Here is a 453-nt window from a genome sequence, read left to right on the forward strand (position 1 = left end):
TCATGTCGCTGCGATAAAGCCCGTTCGGCGGGAACACGACGAGCGGCAGCGGATCAACATGGGAAACAGAAAAATCGGCGCTATCGAGCCAGGACAGCGGTTCTGGCCAGTGCATGGTCCCAACCGTTTCGCCACGTTTTTGTTTCACCATGACAAGGTCAAACTCACCGGTCTCGAAACCTTTCTGCAAGTCACGGCTGAGACCGCTCGTCACTTCGAGTTTCGTGTTGGGATGTGCGCGCATGAAACGCGCCAGCGCAGGCGTAACCAGCCGTGAGGCAAAATCTTCCGGCAGGCCGAGGCGGAACACGGCAGCAAGTGCTGTGCCGGTCATCGCGGCTGCCGCCTCGTCATGCAAGTGCAGAATACGGCGCGCATAGCCCAGCAACTTTTCGCCTGCATCCGTCGGGCGCACATCATGCCGGGCACGTTCCAGAAGCGCCTGTCCAACAG

1 protein-coding gene is annotated in these 453 nt (G+C 59.6%); it reads right to left on the bottom strand.

Annotation, left to right across the window (positions count from 1 at the left end):
* A partial coding sequence (locus M3677_RS17210) for a LysR family transcriptional regulator (protein ID WP_251161166.1) occupies positions 1-453 on the bottom strand: 453 nt, incomplete at both ends.

Source organism: Curtobacterium sp. P97, assembly GCF_023712445.1.
Taxonomy (GTDB): domain Bacteria; phylum Actinomycetota; class Actinomycetes; order Actinomycetales; family Microbacteriaceae; genus Curtobacterium.